General features: G+C 61.6%; 15 protein-coding genes. 2 read left to right on the top strand and 13 right to left on the bottom strand.

Features of this window, described 5'->3' with window-relative positions; all coding sequences use genetic code 11:
• Positions 1–137: 137 nt before the first annotated feature.
• The 8 genes from recO to ABCN07_RS07690 form a co-directional block, all read right to left on the bottom strand.
• Positions 138–905, bottom strand: coding sequence for a DNA repair protein RecO (gene recO / locus ABCN07_RS07725; protein ID WP_343006125.1), 768 nt, complete (start codon positions 903–905; stop codon positions 138–140).
• Positions 889–1,794, bottom strand: a complete 906-nt coding sequence (era, locus tag ABCN07_RS07720) for a GTPase Era (RefSeq protein WP_343006124.1) — start codon at positions 1,792–1,794, stop codon at positions 889–891. Before era ends, recO begins: the two co-directional genes overlap by 17 nt.
• A gap of 12 nt (positions 1,795–1,806) precedes the next feature.
• Positions 1,807–2,190 (bottom strand): diacylglycerol kinase family protein, encoded by a 384-nt coding sequence (locus ABCN07_RS07715; protein ID WP_293834555.1) that lies wholly within the window; start codon positions 2,188–2,190, stop codon positions 1,807–1,809.
• A gap of 1 nt (position 2,191) precedes the next feature.
• The gene (gene ybeY / locus ABCN07_RS07710) at positions 2,192–2,725 is read right to left on the bottom strand and encodes an rRNA maturation RNase YbeY (protein WP_343006123.1); all 534 of its coding nucleotides are present in this window, start codon (positions 2,723–2,725) and stop codon (positions 2,192–2,194) included.
• Positions 2,722–3,696 carry a PhoH family protein gene (locus ABCN07_RS07705; protein WP_343006122.1) on the bottom strand — a complete coding sequence of 325 codons (975 nt, stop codon included), beginning with the start codon at positions 3,694–3,696 and terminating at the stop codon, positions 2,722–2,724. The genes ybeY and ABCN07_RS07705 overlap by 4 nt, the downstream gene beginning before the upstream one ends.
• A gap of 39 nt (positions 3,697–3,735) precedes the next feature.
• Complete coding sequence (locus ABCN07_RS07700) at positions 3,736–4,968, bottom strand: MiaB/RimO family radical SAM methylthiotransferase (RefSeq protein WP_343006127.1); 1,233 nt, start codon at positions 4,966–4,968, stop codon at positions 3,736–3,738.
• A 32-nt stretch (positions 4,969–5,000) separates the two neighbouring features.
• Entirely contained in the window at positions 5,001–6,182 is a 1,182-nt protein-coding gene (gene dnaJ / locus ABCN07_RS07695) for a molecular chaperone DnaJ (RefSeq protein ID WP_343006121.1), read from the bottom strand.
• Between the two features lie 66 nt (positions 6,183–6,248).
• Entirely contained in the window at positions 6,249–7,373 is a 1,125-nt protein-coding gene (locus tag ABCN07_RS07690; RefSeq protein ID WP_343006126.1) for a DnaJ domain-containing protein, read from the bottom strand.
• 188 nt (positions 7,374–7,561) lie between these two features.
• Here ABCN07_RS07690 and ettA point away from each other — a divergent pair, with 188 nt between their 5' ends.
• Positions 7,562–9,283, top strand: coding sequence for an energy-dependent translational throttle protein EttA (gene ettA / locus ABCN07_RS07685; RefSeq protein WP_343006120.1), 1,722 nt, complete (start codon positions 7,562–7,564; stop codon positions 9,281–9,283).
• 10 nt (positions 9,284–9,293) lie between these two features.
• Positions 9,294–10,976 (top strand): hypothetical protein, encoded by a 1,683-nt coding sequence (locus ABCN07_RS07680; RefSeq protein ID WP_343006119.1) that lies wholly within the window; start codon positions 9,294–9,296, stop codon positions 10,974–10,976.
• On the opposite strand, the gene ABCN07_RS07675 is transcribed toward ABCN07_RS07680, so the two are convergent.
• The 5 genes from ABCN07_RS07675 to lepA all read right to left on the bottom strand — a co-directional run bounded on the left by ABCN07_RS07675 (position 10,942) and on the right by lepA (position 19,253).
• Complete coding sequence (locus ABCN07_RS07675; protein WP_343006118.1) at positions 10,942–13,020, bottom strand: sulfatase-like hydrolase/transferase; 2,079 nt, start codon at positions 13,018–13,020, stop codon at positions 10,942–10,944. The genes ABCN07_RS07680 and ABCN07_RS07675 overlap by 35 nt on opposite strands.
• Positions 13,007–14,968, bottom strand: coding sequence for a YidC/Oxa1 family membrane protein insertase (locus ABCN07_RS07670; protein WP_343006117.1), 1,962 nt, complete (start codon positions 14,966–14,968; stop codon positions 13,007–13,009). Before ABCN07_RS07670 ends, ABCN07_RS07675 begins: the two co-directional genes overlap by 14 nt.
• Positions 14,969–15,124: 156 nt before the next feature.
• Positions 15,125–16,354, bottom strand: coding sequence for a radical SAM family heme chaperone HemW (hemW, locus tag ABCN07_RS07665; RefSeq protein ID WP_343006116.1), 1,230 nt, complete (start codon positions 16,352–16,354; stop codon positions 15,125–15,127).
• Positions 16,351–17,445, bottom strand: a complete 1,095-nt coding sequence (locus ABCN07_RS07660; RefSeq protein WP_343006115.1) for a tRNA-dihydrouridine synthase — start codon at positions 17,443–17,445, stop codon at positions 16,351–16,353. The genes hemW and ABCN07_RS07660 overlap by 4 nt, the downstream gene beginning before the upstream one ends.
• The gene (gene lepA, locus ABCN07_RS07655; protein WP_293846401.1) at positions 17,445–19,253 is read right to left on the bottom strand and encodes a translation elongation factor 4; all 1,809 of its coding nucleotides are present in this window, start codon (positions 19,251–19,253) and stop codon (positions 17,445–17,447) included. The genes ABCN07_RS07660 and lepA overlap by 1 nt, the downstream gene beginning before the upstream one ends.
• Positions 19,254–19,420 lie beyond the last annotated feature (167 nt).

Below are 19,420 nucleotides of genomic sequence, written 5' to 3'. Positions count from 1 at the left end.
ACAACCCACAGCATGCGGGAGGCCTCCCTATTTGTCACTATCGGGGTGTAAACAACCTATTGGCACATAACAGCTAGATAACTCTGTCGAATCAGTAACGTGCGCCCAAGAGCGAGAGCAGATCGTCAAACAAACGACTAGACGGAGAGCATAAACTCGAACGCCCTCAAACGGGACTCGAGGTGCGTCGCCGCCCATCTATGGCAAATGGCGAGCAACAGGGAGGAAGTCTGCACGTCGACAGGCACCTCGAGCAACTGATCGAACGTGCTGCCCACGAGGGCCGCAAGCCAGCCAAGAGTGGCAGCATCCACCGGCTCCGCCCCCTCGATACTGCGCGCGCAGTTCTCGCAGAGCGCCCCACCCGCGACGCAAGAGAATCGAGTCACCGCGGCGTCACCACAAGCAACGCACTCGTCAAGAACCGGCCTCCAGCCCTGGTGAGAGAGCACCTTGAGCGCATAGGCCCCTACAACGAGGTCGAGATGCGCTTGATCGGCGGCTTGTTCACACGCAAGTAGGGCTCGAGAGCAAATGGGGGTCAAGAACGGATCATGAGCGTCGGGAAAGCTCGTGAGCTTGGCGACCTCGCACACGACGCTCGCCGCGCTCACGCGCTCAAGATCGCCGCGAAGGGCTTGATGCGGATTCGTAAGCTGCGCCTCGGCCACAACATCGAGGTTGCGACCCTGCGCAAGAAGCAAATCAAGCTCACAGAACAGCTGGACTCGCGCCGCGAGCTTGCCCCCGGGCTTGCGCGCGCCCTTCGCAACCGCGCGCCCCTGGGAACCGTCGTGTTCGAGAAGAGTGAGGATAAGATCGCTCTCCCCCAACTTGGTCCTGTCGATAACTATGGCGGAGGTGTGCCTGGATCGACCTCTTGGCACGCTATTCCGCCGCCTCATAGCCTAGGCGGCGAATCTCGTTCTGATCGCGGCGCCACTGCGGCCGCACCTGTACGCGGAGCTCGAGGAACACCTTGCCGCCGAGCAGGCGCTCGATGTCGGGACGGGCGGTCATGCCGATCTTCTTGATCATCGAGCCACCCTTGCCGACGATGATGCCCTTCTGCCCATCGCGCTCGACAAGGATCGTGGCTGAGACGCTCGCGTGCCCATCCTTCTTCCAAACGATGTCGTTGCAAACGACGGCAACGGAGTGCGGCACCTCATCCCGGCAGTTAAGCAGGACCTTCTCGCGAATAAACTCGCTGACGAGGTCCTCCTCCGTGGCGTCCGAATCCATGCCCTCCGGGAACCACTTCGGCCCTTCGGGCAGCTTGTCGCTCACGAGGCGGAGGAATGCGTCAACGTTAAAGCCCTCCGTGGCACTCGTCACGATGACGTCATCGAAATGTGCGAGCTTCTCGGCAGCCTCCAGCTGAGCCGCCATCTGGTCGGGCTTGGTGAGATCGGCCTTGGTGAGAACGAGGATCTTAGGCGCTCGGGCATGTTCGACATGCGCGCCAACCCACTCGTCGCCAGTGCCGACGGGCTTGGTGCTGTCAACAAGCATCGCGACGACGTCTACGTCGGAAAGCTCGCCGAGCGCCGCGCGGTTCAGCTCCTTACCAAGGGCATCCTTCGGTTTGTGGAGGCCCGGGGTATCCACTATCACGATCTGGCTATCAGGCGTGTTGACAACGGCGCGAAGACGCTTGCGCGTGGTCTGCGCGACGGGGCTGGTGATGGCGAGCCTCTCGCCCATGCAAGCATTGAGCAGCGTGGACTTGCCAGCGTTGGGGCGACCGACGAGGGCGACGAAGCCACTACGGAATGGTTTGTTCTCAGACATGGGAATCACTCTCTAGAAGAACTTCTCGATTGCGGCGGACCCAAGAACGACAAGCCCCGCAATACCGACAAACAGGCATAAAATCCAAACCGCGGCAGCGGCGATATCCTTCGCGCGCCCGGCAAGCGGATGGTACTCGGGACTCACGAGGTCAACGATGGTCTCAATGGCGGTGTTGAGCAGCTCGGCGCACAGCACGGCTCCGCAACATAAAAGAATGACGCCCCACCGTACGGGGTCAATCTCCAAAAACAGGCCGCATACGACGGCAAACGCGAAGCCGCCCAGCATGACCTTTATGTTGCGCTCGCTCGTGACAGCAAAACGAAAGCCCTGGAGGGCAAAGCCAAAGCTTCGCCAGAAGGTAGGGTGGTTGCGCTTTGACCCCGGAATCATGCTAGCCCTCCGAATTCTTTGGTGACGAAGGGAGCGGGGTGTCGTCCGCATGGCGCGTGGTCGCGACGTGACCGAGGTCGCGCCCGCACGCAAGAGCAAGGAGCTCGTCCTCGCGAGCTTCCATAACGCGAGCGTCCCCCTCTTCGATGTGGTCATAGCCGAGAAGGTGAAGGAGCGAATGAATCGCCATGAGACGCGTCTCGTCCTCAGCCGAAGTGCCAAACTTCACAGACTGAGCTGCAAGGACGGCGGGGGCCATGGCGATATCGCCAAGCTCGCAGGGCTCTCCCGGAACAAGGTCCGGGTCATCCGGGCGTTCGCACTCGAGCGAGATGACGTCGGTCGGCGACTCAACGCCACGCCACTCTGCGTTGAGCTCCTGCATCGATTCCTCGCCCACGACGCTCACGGAGACGGAGCAAGGCCGATCGACCCCCTCCTCATCGAGCACGAGGTTGAAGACTCGCTCGAGCTCTACGCTCGAAATGGCAAGCTCGCTGCCGTCCTCCACGAACAGAGCAATGTCGACGCTCATGCAAGTCCTCCCTGCGAACGAGACGAACGTGCCTCGGCGGCCTCATACGCCTCAACGATACGAGCGACGAGAGCGTGGCGCACGATATCCGCGCGGCCAAGGTCAAAGAACGCTATGTCCTCCACACCTTCGAGGGCGCGACGCGCACTCGTAAGGCCGCTAGGTCCGTTAAGGTCACGTTGAGACGCATCGCCGGTAACGACGAACTTGCTGCGAAAGCCCATGCGCGTAAGGAACATCTTCATCTGCTCGGGCGTCGTATTCTGAGCCTCGTCAAGAATGACGAAGGCATCATTAAGCGTGCGGCCGCGCATGTAGGCGAGCGGAGCAATCTCAATAACTCCCTGCTCGATGAGGGCGTTCCCCTTTTCCATGTCCGTCATGTCGAAGAGCGCGTCATAGAGCGGGCGAACGTAGGGGTCGAGCTTCTCCTGGAGGGTTCCCGGGAGATAACCAAGGGATTCTCCCGCCTCAACGACGGGACGGCAGAGCACGATACGGCCAACCTCACGACGCTTGAGCGCCGCCACGGCCATGGCCATGGCGAGGTAGGTCTTGCCCGTGCCAGCGGGACCGAGAGCGAACGTAAGCGTGTTCCTGCGGACGGCCTCGATATAGCGGCGCTGCCCTGCGGTCTTTGGTCTGAGGGCACGACCGCGATAGGTTAGGAGGATGTCATCGGCAAACGACGATTCCGTCTCGCCGGACGTGCGAGACCGAGTAAGGAGAAGGTCAACCTCGTCGGGAGAGGGTGTCTCACCCAGAGAAACCATCTGGATTAGCTGCGAGAATATCGAGATAACGCGATTAGCCTCGACGGGCTCGCCCATGACGGAGACCTGATTGCCTCGCACCGTGATCGTTGCATCCGTCATGGCCTCGATCCTGCGGAGGAGTGAGTCCGCAGGGCCCATGAGGGCTGTCATGTCGACGGAATCAGGAATGGTGAGTCTAACGAGAGACGGCTCCATGCTCCTCCTTTTTGTGCGTAGTCATCATCTAATGATACGTCACGACCTGGCGTCGAGAAGACCGGCGGTCGTAAGCCCACTTGGGACGACGCTAATAAGCTCGCCAAGGTGACCCTCGTCGACGACCACATCGACAAGCCCGCCCGTGACGCCGCGAGCATCATGCTCAACAAGAACAAGCTGCTCAGAACCTACGAGCGACTCGGCATACGAGCGACGAGACGCAGCCGCGCACTCGCGCATGAGACGTCCGCGCTCGGCACTCACAACGGGATCGACCTGACCATCCATACTCGCAGCCACAGTTCCCGGACGACGAGAGTAACGGAACACGTGCATCTTCGAGAAAGCGATCCTCTCGCAGGTGGTAAGGCTTTCAGAGAACTCCTCATCCGTCTCGCCAGGAAAGGCAACGATGAGATCGCAAGCGACGGCAACTCCAGGAAGCGCGGTGCGAGCGCGCTCGACGACCTCCTCGTACTCCGCAACCGTATAGGGTCTACCCATACGGGACAGCGTGGCGTCGCACCCGCTCTGGAGCGGGATGTGGAGGAACGGCGCGATCCTGCCCTCGCTGTTCGCCATTACGCGGAGAAGCTCGTCCGTGACACCCGCAGGTTCAATAGAGGAAAGGCGCAAACGGGCAACCTCGGTCTCTTCAAGGATGCGCACGAGAAGACCGGCGAGGTCGAGACCCTCGAACTCATAACGCCCGAGGTCAATGCCCGTAAGCACGATTTCTCGAGCACCGTCTTCGATGAGGCTGCGAACACCCGAGAGCACTTCGTCAGGCGAGACGGACCTTGCCGCTCCGCGAGCCTTCCAGACAATGCAGTAGGTGCAACGGTTGTCGCAGCCATCCTGAATCTTGAGACCCGGACGCATGCGGCCCGTAGGAGTCACGGAAGAGCCGTGAGAGCGCATGGCGCCAAGACCTCCCGAAGCGCAATCGACGCCAAGCTCGCTCAGGACTCGACCGGCGACAAGGGCCTTGTCCGCCTCGACGATGACGTTGGCGGCAAGAGCCTCGAGCTCGGGAGCAAAGAGGCTCGCCACGCATCCCGTGGCAAGCACGATTGGCTCCTGCGGAAGGCCGGCGGCATGACGAACCGCTTTGCGAGCCTTTGCCTCAGCCTCGCCAGTCACCGCGCATGTATTGATGACAATGGCGTCCGCATCGTCCTCTTTGACGAGCTCGCAGCCAGCAGCCTCAAGCTCGCGCGCAATCGCGTCGAGCTCAACGCGATTCACTCGACAGCCAAGGTTCGACATGACCACGCGAGCTCGCGAGGAGCCGAGCCGCGTCACTTGCCGTGCCTTTCGCCGGACGCCTTCTTCGCAGACGCCGCGCGACCCGGACGCTTGCCGAAGAAGCCCTCATGGGAAGCCGTCTTGTCAGAGACGCGCTCGCCACGCGAAGTAGCGATGGCTCGCAGAGAATCAAGGTCCGCCTTCGAGAGGTCCTGCGGTACGACAATGTTGACCACGACAACGAGGCTGCCCCTCGCGGAGCTGCCTTGACGCGGCATGCCATAGCCCTCGACCTCGATGTGCTGTGCATGCTGACAGCCGGCAGGCACCTTTACCTCAACGGTCTCGCCCTCGAGAATACCCTCCACCTCGAGCGTGCAGCCACACATGGCCTCGAGCGCGGAGACGTCCTCGACGCAGAAGAGGTCATCGCCCTGGCGCTCGAAACGCTCATCCTCGCGGACCTCGATGCGAACGACGAGGTCTCCAGAACGATCCCCACGGATACCGGCCTCGCCGTATCCCTCGACCTTGAGGGTCTGGCCAGAATGGACGCCAGCGGGAACATCGATCTTTACGGTTTCGTGATTGGGCGTGCGGCCCTGTCCGCCGCAGGTCTCGCATGGGTGGTCGATAACCTTGCCCGTGCCATGGCACTCCGGGCACTCGCTCTGGGTCTGCATCTGGCCGAGGATGGTGCGCTGGACGGTCACAACGCGACCGGTTCCGTGGCAGCGGGAGCACGTGGTGACCTTGCCACCTTCCGCGGCGCCGGTGCCATTGCAATCGTCACAAGGAGCGAGGCGATCGTAGGTGATGGTCTTGGTGACACCACGAGCCGCGTCCGCGAGGCTGACGCGAAGCGTGATGCCCATGTCGCGGCCCGCGGTACGAGCCGCCCTCCCGCCACCAGCAGAGGCTCCCCCTCCAAAGAAGGAGGAGAAGATGTCATCCATGCCGAAGCCGCCGAAGATATCAGAGACGTCCGCGTAGCCACCGCCGAAGCCGGCGGGGCCGTCCGGGTCCCCATAGCGGTCATAGTTAGCGCGCTTCTGCTCGTCAGAGAGGACGGAGTACGCCTCGTTGACCTCCTTGAAGCGCTCCTCCGCATCCGGGGCGTCGTTTACGTCCGGGTGGAGGGTGCGCGCCTTCTTGATGTAGGCGCGCTTGATGGCTCGCGCGTCAGCGTCATGGTCAACGCCGAGAACCTCGTAATAATCGATCTTAGCTTCCACGCTCGTAATACTCGCTTCCCAACTCACTTGATCGAACCGAAGGCGGCACGCGCCGCCGAAGAAGGACTAGCCAAGCCTCGCGGCGCCCGTATAGCCCGCGGTCCCAAGACCGCTCATGCACGAGACCATAAAGCTCATGAAGATGGCGACCGTCGCACCGTTTACGGCACCATTCACCAGATAGCTGCCAGCGTTCTTCCACCAGCGGGAACCATGGTGCAGAAAGCCGCCGGACTTCAGGATCAGCCAGATACCGATGCCGCACAGGGGCAGCGAGAACACAGCTGCCACCTCGACGAGCACCTTGACCGTGAGACCGAGGATGATGAACGGCAACGCAAAGCCAATCATCTGGAAGCCCTGGGCCGCGCGGGGGCTGAGACGCTCGCTGGGCACGCCAACGCGGCAGACGAAGTCGCCGGACGTGGAGCCATTCGTGCCGGCGTTGCCCATGCCGCTCACGCGAACGGTGTCGCCATCGTGGCTGCCTGCGGGGATATCGATGACGACCTCGCTCGCAGAGAGGACGCGACCGGAACCGCCACAGGAGCTGCACGGATCCGCAACGACCTTACCCGACCCCTCGCACTCCGGACAGACCATGTTCATGACGCCGATGCCAAAGAGACTCGCGAGGTCCACCGAGATGTGGCCTGAGCCACCGCAGGTGGGACACGTCCTCGCGTGGTCAGTGTGCACGGAGCCCATGCCGTGACAGACCTCGCACGCGACGTAGCGCTGATAGGTAACGCCCTTGCGGCAGCCCTCCTTGGCCTGCTTGTCGTCGATGTCAAGCTGATAAACGACATCGCCGCCAGCCTGGGGATTGTAAGCGCGGCTGCGCGAACGAGCCGAGCGCTGCGAGCCAAACCCGCCGCCGAACGGGAAGCCCCAGAAGCCGCCCATGCCACCGAAAGGATCACCCTGGGCGCTGGGCGAGCCATAGCCGCTGGCAGAGGCAAACGGGTTGCCAGACTGCATGGCGTCATAACGGCGGCGCTTGTCGGGGTCAGAGAGCACGGCGTAGGCCTCGGAGACCTCCTTGAACTTCTCCTCGGCGTCAGGTTCCTTGTTGATATCAGGGTGAAGCTTGCGAGCCTTCTGCTGGAAGGCCTTACGAATCTGTTCCTCGGTCGCATCATGATCGACGCCGAGGATGGCGTAGTAGTCTTTATCGTTCATCGAGGCCATGGACTCGTGGTCTCCCGTCTCGTAGGCCCATCCCGGATTTTCCGGAAACACTAACGTTCGACATTCTACCCAAACATCACGGCAGCTCACAGACGATGCACGCATCTTCTGATAGTCTTGAAGCGTTTATGGCATAGCGCGGCGCGGCCGCACCCGAAACCAAGCCACCGCTACCAGGAGGTATCCAGATGGCAGAGTTCATTTATCAGATGTTCGAGGCTCGCAAGAGCGTCGGCGACAAGGTCATCCTCGATGACGTCACGCTCAGCTTCTTCCCCGGCGCCAAGATCGGCGTCGTGGGTCCCAACGGCATGGGCAAGTCCACGCTGCTCAAGGTCATGGCCGGCAGGACCGAGCTCACCAACGGCGACGCACGCCTCACCCCGGGCTACACCGTGGGCCTGCTCGAGCAGGAGCCCCCGCTCGACGAGGACAAGACCGTCATTGAGAACGTCCGCCTCGCCTTTGGAGACACCCTCGCCAAGATCGAGCGCTTCAACCAGATCAGCGTCGAGATGGCCGATCCCGATGCGGACTTCGACGCCCTCATGACCGAAATGGGCAAGCTCCAGGACGAGATTGACGCCGTGAACGGTTGGGACCTCGACTCCCAACTCACCCAGGCTATGGACGCCCTGCAGTGCCCGGATCCGGACATGCCGGTAAACGTGCTTTCCGGCGGCGAGCGTAGGCGCGTCGCCCTCTGCCGTCTGCTGCTCGAGGCCCCAGACCTGCTCCTTCTCGACGAGCCCACGAACCACCTCGACGCCGAGAGCGTCCTTTGGCTCGAGAAGTTCCTCAAGAACTATCCTGGCGCCGTCCTCGCCGTCACCCACGATCGCTACTTCCTCGATAACGTCGCCGAGTGGATCTGCGAGGTCGACCGCGGCCAGCTCTACCCCTACAAGGGCAACTACTCCACCTACCTTGAGACCAAGGCGGCTCGCCTCGAGGCCCAGGGCCAGAAGGAAGCCAAGCTCGCCACACGCCTCAAGAACGAGCTCGAGTGGGTCCGCAGCAGCCCCAAGGCCCGTCAGGCCAAGAACAAGGCGCGTCTCGAGCGCTACGAGCAGATGGAGGCCGAGGCGCGTTCCGGTCGTACCGTCAGCGTGACCGACATCCGCATCCCCACCGGCCCCCGCCTGGGCACGAAGGTCCTCGTCGCGGAGCACCTCTCCAAGAGCTTCGGTGACCGCGTCCTCATCGACGACCTCTCCTTCGAGCTGCCGCGCAATGGCATCGTCGGCGTCATCGGCCCCAACGGCGTTGGTAAGTCCACGCTCTTCAAGATGATCGTGGGCGCCGCCGTGGCCGCTGGCGACAGCTCGCTCGCAAGCTCTGCCACCGAAGAGGCCACGAGCGGCTCCATCACGCTCGGCGAGACGGTCAAGCTCTCCTATGTCGACCAGATGCGCTCCGGCATCGATGCCGATAAGAACGTCTGGGAGGTCGTCTCTGGCGGCAACGATTTCATCATCGTGGGCAAGGACGAGATCAACTCCCGCGCCTATGTCTCCGCGTTTGGCTTCAAGGGCCCGGACCAGCAGAAGGCTGCCGGCGTCCTCTCCGGCGGCGAGCGCAACCGCCTGAACCTCGCGCTCACGCTCAAGCAGGGCGGCAACCTCCTGCTACTCGACGAGCCCACGAACGACCTCGACACCGAGACCCTCGAGAGCCTCGAGGAGGCCCTGCTCGCCCTCCCCGGTTGCTCGGTCATCACCTCGCACGACCGTTGGTTCCTCGACCGAGTTGCCACGCACATCTTGGCTTGGGAGGGCACCGACGAGGAACCTGGTCGCTGGCACTGGTTCGAGGGCAACTTCGACGACTATCAGCGCGACCGCGTGCGTCGTCTTGGCGAAGAGGCTTCCAAGCCCCACCGCATCCACAGGAAGCTCACCAGGGACTAGGCAGATCAGCATGGAAGGCAAGAGGGACCAGAGAAACATAAAGAGAGGCCGTTTCGCTTGGTTCCTCTCGCTAGGGTGTGTGCTTGTTGGCGCGATTAGCCTGCTACTCGCGGCGGGCTCGCTCGTCATGACCGTCATGGGCCCGCTTGGTGCCATCGTCGGCGAGCGCGTTGCCTTCAACACGCCCCTGCAGCCAAAATGGGCAATTGAGATCGCAGGGAGCGCCCTTGTCACCATCGCCTATGCGTCTGCGTGCCTGGCTCTTGTCAGGCACGCAGACAAAGTGAGTGAGCGAGGGCTCATCTGCGCATTGTCTCTCATTGCGCTGGCCTTTTGCGCCTGGTGGATCTTGGACAACGCGACCGCCTACAACGGGTTCTCAGACTCAAGGCAGCTCACACAATATGCCGAGGAGCTCGCAAGAGGCCAGAACTCTTCGTTCTTGCCCCGGGCAGACGCCTATGCAAATAGGCTTCCGGGAGATATGTATCTGTCCAACTATCCGTTCCAGTCTGGCATCCTGCTCATACTGGAGGGGTTCTTCAGGCTGTTCGGCACGCGTGCCATCATGGCTTTCCAGTTCGCCAACGCGGTCTCAACCATCGCGACCTCGCTCGTAGTAATCGAAATGGCGAGGACCTCAGGCATGGATAAGCCCGCACGGCTCGTCGTGGAGCTCTTGGCGCTCACGTTCGCGGCGCCTCTCCTCTTCTGCGTGTTTCCCTACGGCAATGCATTGGGCCTCTGCCTATGCATGCTCGCGATGCTCCTATGGATGAAGTCTCAGTGCTCGAGCGGAGGAAAGGCAATCGCCCAACTCGTGTCAGGTGGATTGCTCCTCCTTGTCGGGCTCATCGCAAAGTCGACCTATATCCTGGTGGCGATCAGCTTTGTCATCGTCTTCGCCGTCGACTCGGCAAGGAAATCCCAATGGTGGCGCATCCCCGCGACAATCGCCCTACTTCTACTGGCGTCGAACCTCGCCGGCTCGATTCCCGTATCGATAATGGAATCAAGGTTGGGAGTCACGTTCCCAGACAACCAGCCGAAGACGATGTGGATCGCGATGGGACTCCGCCCGGACGGAGTTCTTGGAGAGGGCATGCCCGGATGGTGGAGCACATTCGCGCTCGAAAGCCAGGTCAGAAACGAGGGCGATGTCGCGGCCCAGGAGCACGATGCAGAAGACTCGATTCGAGATTCTCTTGGCCACTTTGCGGAAGACCCAGCCTACGCCGCCTGGTTCTTCTCGAAAAAGGCTGCCTCCGAGTGGCTCGACCCGACATTCCAATCGCTCTACATCGCCTCGATCGGAACGATGAGGCCGGATGCCGCGCCGCAAGGCACCAATGCCCCGGACGGCCGCTACGATGCATGGGACGTCAGCTTCGCCCATGGTTGGATATGCAGGGCTCTTCTCGTCGTCATGGATGGTTTCCAGACGCTTATCTACGCTGGCGCGGCAGTCGGATCGTTCAGGCTCGCAAAAAGGTCTAGAGAAGAGGGGCAGAGCGCCCTTGAATACGCTCTGCCCTGCACCTTCTTCATCGGTTTCATGGTCTACCTGCTCTGGGAGGCAAAGGGAATGTATGCCATGCCCTTCTTCCTCTGTCTGATCCCTCTAGCAGCACGGGGAATCATCTGCGTCGGAGAGACCTCTACAGGTCGCCCTGCATCCACACCTTGCCTGTAAGGGACCAGTTGGAGAAGTCGAGGGCATCTCCGTTGATAACCCACTCGTTCATCTGAGTCTCTTGCACGCCATCGTAAATCTCGTCAACGAAATAGCGCGGGCGATCGGCGTTTTCGGGGATGTCGAAATACGTTGTCCCCTCGCCGTAGGCAGATCCGTCGCCACCCATCGCCTGAAGAACGGTCGGCTGGAAATCTATGTGGCTCACGGGGGCCTCGGAGACCTTGAGGGAGCCGGTGGCTCCGGCGGGCTTCACCAGGCAGATGGGCGAGATGGGGTTGGTCAGGCCGTCTGCCCGCTTGTTCACGGGAGAGCCGTGGATGCCCGAGTTCCAATATCCGTGGTCTGCGGTGACGATGATGGTGGTGTCGTCATAGGCGCCGAGCCTCTTGAGCTCGTCGAAATACCGCTGGAGGACCGTGAAGGTGCCGCGGGTCTGGCGGACCATGTCCGTGCCGCCCTCGGGCTGGTTCATCTCCTCGTCGTACGTGAAGGGTACGTGGGCGCCGTTGAGGTGGATGAACTTGAAAGCACCGTCGGACTCCGTGTCCTCGGAGACGGTAAGGCCGCGCTCGCAAAGCTCGCGGTAGTACGCGCCGTCGTCGAGAACGTACGGAGAGGACGCATCGCTCTCGGGACCCGTCCCGGAGGCCGAGCCACCAAGAACCGCCCGGTTCATGTCGTCCGTGTAATACCAGAATGCGGGCTTCGCGACCCATGGCGCGTTGCGATAGAGGGCAACCTTGTAAAGGATTGAGACCGTACCGAGGGCGTCAACCCTTCTGTCGCTCGAAGACTTGATGTTGACCGTTTGATCGCCGACGATCTGCTTGTCGCTGTAGAGGCAATCGGCATAGAGCGACACCGAGTAATTCTGCGCACGCATGTCCGAGACGAAACTGCTGCGCGTGAATCGCGTGTCGATGTAGTGCTGGTAGTCCTCGCCGCCTTGGAGCATCTGGCCAGAGACGAGGAAGGGGACGCCATAGGCCGTGGGGATCATGGAACCGACGGAGTTCCTGAAGTAGGTGAAGCCCTCATAGCCCTCGAGGGTGTCGGGATACTGCTCGAGAACGCAGTCGAACTCCTGCGTGTCGACGGTGTCGATGCAAAAGACCACGACGTTGCTCTTGCCGGAGACCTCGAAAAGGCCAGCCTTCGTGACCATGTAGTCCGAGGGCGTGCCGAAGACCGCGTGCTTGATGGGACGGGCGATGGAGATGCCCTGGACCAGGATGAGGACGACGGCGACGGAGGCGAGCGAGAGGCGGCCGAGCGCCGGGGCCCTCACGATGACCGCAACAGCTACGGCGACGAGGGCGGCCCAGACGATGACGCCGATAATCATCTTCGACGAGAAGCTCGCCCAGGCGACCTCGCGGCCGTCCGCCACCGGCATGCCGCCGTTCAGGAGGAGCGCCTGTACGAAACCCGCGACGCCAAGCGCGAACACGATGGCGACGAGCACGTCATAGGCCTTACCGCGCGCGCAAGAGATCGCGAGGGCGATGACGCTCCCGATGACGAAGGCCGACCCCACGAGCAGGGTCCACACGTCGCGGATCGTGAAGAAGAGGCTGTCCGTGTTGCCGTCGACGAGCTCGAAGGAGGGGGCGACGAAGAGCGTGAACATGAAGAACGCCATAGCGAGAAGCGCGACGCCAAAGCGCTTGGGCCATGCGAGGGGTGCCCCCCCCTGATAGGCACCGCCGGTCGGCTTCTTAAGCGTAGCAGGCTCGGAGGTTGACTGATCGGGGTGAGCTACCGCATCGACCTCGCTTACGCGTGTCTCGACGGTCTTCCCGGCATTCTCGTCGACCTTGAGCATCCTCAGGACGACACGACGCAGACGCCTCCAGGCAACGCCAATCACAGCAGATAGCGCGACGGCGACACCAGCAAGCGCCTGGATCGTATAGGTCATGACGCTCGGGTCCACATAGGCATACGCGGGAGTCGCAAGCGAAGCAAAAAGCAGTCCCGCCCCAAAGGCGAAGAAGAGAGAGTCAAAGCAAAAGACGGCAAGCCTCTTAGAGGTCCTCATCTCGCTCCTCCTGGGCTTCGTGGGTGTCCTCGTTCGCGGCCTCAACATCCTTGCCGGCACGAGCATTCTGCTTCTCGAGAATCTTGTCGAGCAGGTAACGGCCGGCTGCCTCGCCGCCATGGCCGAGGTTGAAGATCATACGGGAGCGAACCTCCTCGATGCGGTCATGCCAGGCCTCGGGATTGGCAATCATCTCCGCAATGATGTCGGGCAGCTTCGAGAGGTCATCCGGGGAGGCAGAGCGACCAACCTCGTTACGCAGCGAGATGTCCGTCGGCTCGATGCCGAGCTCCTGCCAATCCGGGTTGCTCACCTTCATGGGGGTGTCAATGAACACGCTGGGCTTCAGCGTCACGAGCGAGAACTCACAGAAGACGCTTGACCAGTCAGTCATGAGGACGTCAGCCTCGAGAATCGACTCGCTGGAAGAGAAGTCCTGCTCGAAGTAGAGGTCTTCCGCGGGGACATCCGCATAACGGGCCTGGAGAGCCTCCCAGCGAGCACGGAAACGCTTCGTGTACTCGGGGTGAGGGCGAACCACGACGCGCCAACCGCGACCAAGCAGCGGGCGAATGACGTCATCGGCACAGAGGTCGAGGATATTATCCTCCTGCCAAGACGGAGCGATGAGGATACTCGGACGAGACTTCGCCTCGTGGTCACGTGCCTGATAGGCGGCAATCTGTCGGTCAAGTAGGTCATAGCCGACCTCAGGAAGCTCCTTGGCGGGCAGGTTGCGGAGCTTCTCCGCGGCACGAACCTCGTCACGCTGATGCGGGCCCACACAAAGGAGTGCGTCGTAGTTGTCATATGCCTCGCGTCGAGCAGTGAGGATCGTCGAGGTCATATGGTGGAACATAAACGCGTAGAAGGCATCCTTCTTCACGTAGGAGCGCTTGATGTAGAAGTTATCGAGGTCCTCGAGCGTCATGACCACGACGTCCGCGTCCATCTTCATCATGAGGGTGATGAGGCGCTTCTCGCCGATGTAATACGGGAGAACGCGCGGATGGCTCTTCGCGTACTCGAAGACCTGATCGTCCGGGTCTCCGGTGACGTAGTGGATGCAGACATCAGAGTTCGCGAGAAGCCACTCGATGGCACCTTGGAAGTAACGCCAGAAGCCACTACGCTCGGAGTAAAAGACGACGTGCTTGCCCACGATAGAGAAGAATCGCTTGTAATCCGCCTTCTCGCGCTTGGCGAGCGGATCGGGCTTCCACCAGGGACCCTTCTTCTTGGATAGGTTGTTGAGCTCCGCAAGCTCGGCCTTGGAGGCGGCGAGATCCTCGTAGTCGACGTACTTCGCCGGACGGATGATGAGGTTGCACGCGGCCTGGACCACGACGGAAAGCAGATTGGAGCACACCCAGTAGAAGGCCATGCCCGCAGCGACGTAAATGCCCAAGAAGAACGAGAGCGCTATGGACAGGCCATTGGTCGAGTTCTTCTCGGCGGTGGACTGCTCGCGCTGGAGCGGGTTGATGTGATTGGAGGCCACGCCCATGACGACGGCGGAAAGCGTCGCGAGGATGGGCATGATCCAGGAAGTCCCGCCGTCTTCCATGGGAACGAGGCCGAGGAACTCGGTACCGGCGGCACCCGAATCCGTGATAGCGTGGATGACGTCCACGAGGCCGAACAGAATGATGACCTGAACGGCAAGAGGAATGAGCGAGAGCAGCGGATGGTAGTGATACTCGTGGTTGAGTTCGCTCTGGCGCTCGCCAATCTGCTCCTGATCGCCGAAGTACTTGACCTTGACGCGGTTGAGAGCGGGCATCATGCGCACCATGATGATGGAGTTCCACTGGCACCACAGCGACAGCGGCATGAGCACCACCTTCACGATGAGCGTGAAGAGGAGGATGGTAAGCCACCAGTTTTGCGTCAGGTCATAACACGGACGCATGACGGCCATGAAGATGTCTGTGATCCAGGAAAGCAAGGCTATCTCCCAATTCGGTGCCGGAATACCGACAGCTTTTGACAACTTAATCAGAATAGCCGTTTATATTGTCCCAGGCTGTTCACGTGTTTACTCATATCGGATAGCGTGAACCGCAGTTATAGTCCTCAATGCTAGAGAGACGGAGACCGGCGCCTAGTCTTCACTCGCAAGGTTCCAAAGGGGGCCATATAGCTCGTTGCCGAGCAACCAACCCTTATTGGTCGGAACGAGCGAGCCACAGTCGGCCGCTACGAGAAAGCCGTTGCCGATAAGGGCGGAAAAGCACTCCCGCACACGGTTTTCTCCGAGAACATGACGGGCGCGCGCCTGAAGCGCGGTGGGGATTCCGTCAGTCATCCTCGCGGCTAGCATGAGGTCCTCGGCCATGGCCTCGGTCTCGGTCATCTGCTCGACTTCAAAGCTAAGCTCGGCAAGGGAACGCACCCGCGCGTATGCGCGAACGTCATCCGACGACGTGAGCCTGAAGCGCCAGGCGACGTCCGAAGGAGCCGGAAGGGAGGACACCACAGCTCGAAGGGCTTCGTATTCGGGCAGGCTCAGCATGCTAGCCGCGGAGACTCCGAGGCCAAGGTACGGGACGCCCGTCCAATAGGCGATGTTGTGCTGGCAACGCTTCCCGGGCTGGGCGTAACTCGCAACCTCATATCGCGAATATCCAGCGGACTCGAGGACGTCGAGCGCCGCCTCCATATCATCTGCCTCGGTATCGTCCGAGGGCCAGGGAACCTCGCCGGCCTCACACATTCGCTCGAGTGGCGTGCCGGCTTCGATCATGAGCGGGTAGCAGCTCACATGCCCGACGCCAAGCTCGACCGCCTGCGCGAGGGACTTGTGCCAGGACTCCGGAGTCTGGAAGGGAATTCCGCACATAAGGTCGAGGGACACGTCGAGACCCGAAGCCACGGCTGCGGCAACGCGTTCAGACGCGAGCTCGGCCGTATGCACGCGACCAAGGCCCCGAAGCTCACGGTCATCAAAGCTCTGGACTCCGATAGAGACGCGCGTCGCCCCGGAGGCGACAGCAGTGCCGAGGACCTCGTCAGTCAAAGACTCGGGGTTCGCCTCAAAGCTCAGCTCGCGGACGGGCAAAGCCGAGCGAACGGCCGAAACGAGCGAAGAGAGGCTCTTGGCACCAAGCATCGTCGGCGTGCCACCGCCCAGGTAGGCGGTCTGGCACTCCGCAAGGAGCCCGAGCTCGCGAGCCTCCTCGATCAGGTTCTCAAGCGAGGACGCATAGGCCGCCATAAGCGGGTCATCATGACGGGTCGACGCCGTCGCGAAGTCACAATAGCGACAGCGCCTCACGCAGAAGGGAACATGGAGATAGAGCGCGCCGACGCCGGCAGAGAGACGTGGCGTCACAGCGTTGCCTCGAGCTCGTCGGCGAGGGCAAGGTAGTCCGCGACGTCACGGCAGTGCATCGCCCTCTCGCGCCACGCCGCGGCCTCAGGAACGCCGCGGAGATACCATCCGGCCAGGCTACGAGCGCGGGCCATATGCGCACCCGTCGCGACGAGTAACCGGACATGAAGCCTGAAGGCGGCGAGTCGCATCTTGGGCGTGACCTCGGTCTCGCACTCCCCCGCAAGCACACGGCGTGCGTTACCGAAGATCCAAGGGTCGCCATAGCTTCCGCGCGCCACGAAGCAGGCAGCGGCGCCCGTATCAGATAGCAGGCGGACGGCGCGAGCAGCGTCTAACGCGTCGCCAGAAGCGATAACAGGTACGCTCACCGCCTTAACGACCTCCGCTATCGCGGCGGGATCTGACTCGCCGCGATACATCTGGGACGCCACGCGCCCGTGGACCGCAATGGCGGACGCGCCAGCCGCCTCCATGGCGCGAGCGAAGTCCGCGCCCACGATCTTGCCGGGCGTGCGACCAACGCGGATCTTGACGGTAACCGGAACGTCGAGAGAATCGACAAGCGTGCGAACGATCTTTGCGGCGAGCTCGGGCTCATCGAGAAGCGCAGAGCCAGCTCCCCCCTTGGTCACCTTGGGGACGGGGCAGGCCATGTTCACGTCAACGAGCGCAAGACGATCGCCAACGCGCTCGGCAACCTGGGGCGCCGCCTCGCGGAAGTGCTCCGGATCAGCGCCGAAGAGCTGCACGGCAAGATCCGGCTCGGCCTGGTTGGGCTCGACGAGCTGCCAGGTCTTCTCGCTCTTATAGTGGATACCCGTCACGGAGACCATCTCGGTGTACGCAATGGCGGCACCGCCTGCACGCGCCATGACCCTATAGGCAGAATCCGTGACGCTCGCCATGGGAGCCATGAGAAACGGGTTGGCGGAAAGCCGGTCCGCAAGGGAACCGGCCTCGCTGCCGGCAAAAGGAGCGGGCGGCCAAGACAGGCCTGCGGAAGCGGCGTCCTCCTCCATGACGCGAGCAGCGGCATCGCTCATCGCGAGCGCGCGCTGCTCGTCCGTGCGAACTGAAGAACGTGCCACTATTCGTCCACCTTGAGGATCGCCATGAAGGCCTCCTGCGGCACGTCGACCGAGCCGATGGCCTTCATGCGCTTCTTGCCCTCCTTCTGCTTCTCGAGAAGCTTGCGCTTACGCGAGATGTCACCGCCGTAGCACTTGGCGAGGACGTCCTTGCGCATTGCCTTGACGGTGGAACGCGCGATGATCTTGTTGCCGATAGCACCCTGGATAGGCACCTCGAACTGCTGGCGCGGGATGATCTCCTTAAGCTTGTCGCAGAGACCGCGAGCGAGCGTATAGGCCTTGTCCTTGTGGACAATGAACGACAGTGCGTCGACCTCGTCGCCGGACAGCAGGATGTCGAGCTTCACGAGGTCGCTCGGGCGATACTCGGAGAACTCGTAGTCAAGCGAGGCATAGCCCTTCGTGCGACTCTTGAGCTGGTCGAAGAAGTCGAGGATGAGCTCCGCGAGAGGCATGTCGAACTGCATCTCGACGGACTTCTGCGTGAGATGGACCATGTTCGTCGTGACGCCGCGGTGCTCGATGGCAAGCTGCATGACCGCGCCCGTGAACTCAGGCGGGCAGATGATCTTCGCCTTGAGGTAAGGTTCCTCGATGTGATCAATGCAGGTGACGTCAGGGAGGTCCTGGGGGCTGCGGACGCCCACCATCTCGCCGTCAGTCTTGTACACGTGATAGTCGACCGAGGGGCTCGTCGCGATGAGGTCGAGGTTGAACTCTCGCTCGAGACGCTCCTTGACAACCTCCATATGAAGGAGACCGAGGAAGCCAACGCGGAAGCCAAAGCCAAGGGCCACAGAGGTCTCGGGCGTCCAGACGAGTGACGGATCGTTGACGTGGAGCTTCTCGAGGGCGTCGCGAAGGTTCTCGTACTCTTTGTTGTCCACCGGGAAGAGTCCGGTGTAGACCATGGGCTTCGCCTCGCGATAGCCAGGCATGGGGGCGTCGCAGGGCCTCTCGGCAAGCGTGATGGTGTCGCCAACGCGCACGGCCTCGGGATCCTTCAGACCCGTGACGACGAAGCCGACCTCACCCACGCCGAGCTCGCCGACGAGGGTCTCAGCGGGACGCTTGACGCCCACGCCATCAGCCAAGAAGCGCTCTCCGCCCTGCATCATGAGGAGGTCGTCGCCCTTTGCGATGTGGCCGTCGAACACGCGCACGGTGGCAACAACGCCACGGTACTCGTCAAAGTAGGAGTCGAGAATCAGCGCCTTAAGCGGAGCGTTGTAGTCTCCCTTGGGAGGAGAGATTAGGAAGACAATCGACTCGAGAAGATCATGGATGCCCTCACCCGTCTTGCCAGATACGCAAACGGCGTCATCGGCAGGAATGGCGAGTTCATCCTCAATCTCCTCCTTGACCTCCTCCGGATGGGCGCTCGGGAGGTCGATCTTGTTGATCGCGGGAACGATATCGAGGTTGGCGTTCATGGCGAGGCTGGCGTTAGAGACCGTCTGCGCCTCGACGCCCTGGGTGGAGTCGACGACGAGGACGGCGCCTTCGCACGCGGCGAGAGATCGCGAGACCTCATAGGTGAAGTCCACGTGACCAGGGGTGTCGATGAGGTTGAACTGGTAGGTCTCGCCATCATCCGCGTCATACATCACGCGAACGGCGTTGCTCTTGATCGTGATACCGCGCTCGCGCTCGATATCCATCGTGTCGAGAAGCTGCGACTCCATGTCGCGCTCCTCAACCGTACGAGTGAGCTCGAGGATACGGTCCGAGATGGTGGACTTGCCATGGTCGATGTGAGCGACGATGGAGAAGTTCCTGATGTGGGATGTGTCTGTAGTAGTCATGTGGACGATGATACCGCATGCGCGCGAAAAGCAGCGGGAAGAGAACTTGCCAAGCGAATCTCGCACAAAAGAAGCCCCGCCGGCCAGCACTGAACTGCACCCCAAAACTTGGACGGCATAAATAAGAACTACGCCGCAAGGGACTGTCTCCGGAACTCCTCCGGGGT

The sequence above is a fragment of the Collinsella sp. 1033st1_E11_1033SCRN_220408 genome (assembly GCF_039062465.1).
GTDB lineage: Bacteria > Actinomycetota > Coriobacteriia > Coriobacteriales > Atopobiaceae > Parolsenella.
Note: the sequence above shows the minus strand (reverse complement) of the source record. Positions and strands in the feature narration are given on the sequence as shown.

What these genes read in the sequence shown, in the direction of transcription:
- recO (WP_343006125.1), bottom strand. Translation starts at nt 905, where the DNA reads ATGAGGCGGCGGAATAGCGTGCCAAGAGGTCGATCCAGGCACACCTCC.
- era (WP_343006124.1), bottom strand. Translation starts at nt 1,794, where the DNA reads ATGTCTGAGAACAAACCATTCCGTAGTGGCTTCGTCGCCCTCGTCGGT.
- ABCN07_RS07715 (WP_293834555.1), bottom strand. Translation starts at nt 2,190, where the DNA reads ATGATTCCGGGGTCAAAGCGCAACCACCCTACCTTCTGGCGAAGCTTT.
- ybeY (WP_343006123.1), bottom strand. Translation starts at nt 2,725, where the DNA reads ATGAGCGTCGACATTGCTCTGTTCGTGGAGGACGGCAGCGAGCTTGCC.
- ABCN07_RS07705 (WP_343006122.1), bottom strand. Translation starts at nt 3,696, where the DNA reads ATGGAGCCGTCTCTCGTTAGACTCACCATTCCTGATTCCGTCGACATG.
- ABCN07_RS07700 (WP_343006127.1), bottom strand. Translation starts at nt 4,968, where the DNA reads ATGTCGAACCTTGGCTGTCGAGTGAATCGCGTTGAGCTCGACGCGATT.
- ABCN07_RS07690 (WP_343006126.1), bottom strand. Translation starts at nt 7,373, where the DNA reads ATGGCCTCGATGAACGATAAAGACTACTACGCCATCCTCGGCGTCGAT.
- ettA (WP_343006120.1), top strand. Translation starts at nt 7,562, where the DNA reads ATGGCAGAGTTCATTTATCAGATGTTCGAGGCTCGCAAGAGCGTCGGC.
- ABCN07_RS07680 (WP_343006119.1), top strand. Translation starts at nt 9,294, where the DNA reads ATGGAAGGCAAGAGGGACCAGAGAAACATAAAGAGAGGCCGTTTCGCT.
- ABCN07_RS07675 (WP_343006118.1), bottom strand. Translation starts at nt 13,020, where the DNA reads ATGAGGACCTCTAAGAGGCTTGCCGTCTTTTGCTTTGACTCTCTCTTC.
- lepA (WP_293846401.1), bottom strand. Translation starts at nt 19,253, where the DNA reads ATGACTACTACAGACACATCCCACATCAGGAACTTCTCCATCGTCGCT.